1 protein-coding gene is annotated in these 256 nt (G+C 38.7%); it reads left to right on the top strand.

What is annotated here, in order from left to right:
- Window positions 1-256, top strand: a 256-nt coding sequence (locus ACPYOG_RS19990) for a hypothetical protein (protein ID WP_481295849.1), incomplete at both ends; no start/stop codon positions are given.

Raw genomic sequence — 256 nt, 5'->3', positions numbered from 1 at the left:
AGATATTACTGCTAAAACCACAGATGGTAGTAGACCGGAAGGGTTTATTGCCCCCAGACTATCAGGAGATGATATTCAAAAAGGCGATTCAAAATACACGCCTGCACAAAAGGGAGCTATTGTCTATGCTGTATCAGCTGTTACTACCGCAAGTATAAAAACTATTAATATAGATACGGAAGGCTATTATGTTTACGACGGTTCTAAATGGGTGAAATTAATAACTCAAGTATTGGGAGTTCCAACACAGGTTCTT

This window comes from Leifsonia sp. HAY1-4F (assembly GCF_056755275.1).
Note: the sequence above shows the minus strand (reverse complement) of the source record. Positions and strands in the feature narration are given on the sequence as shown.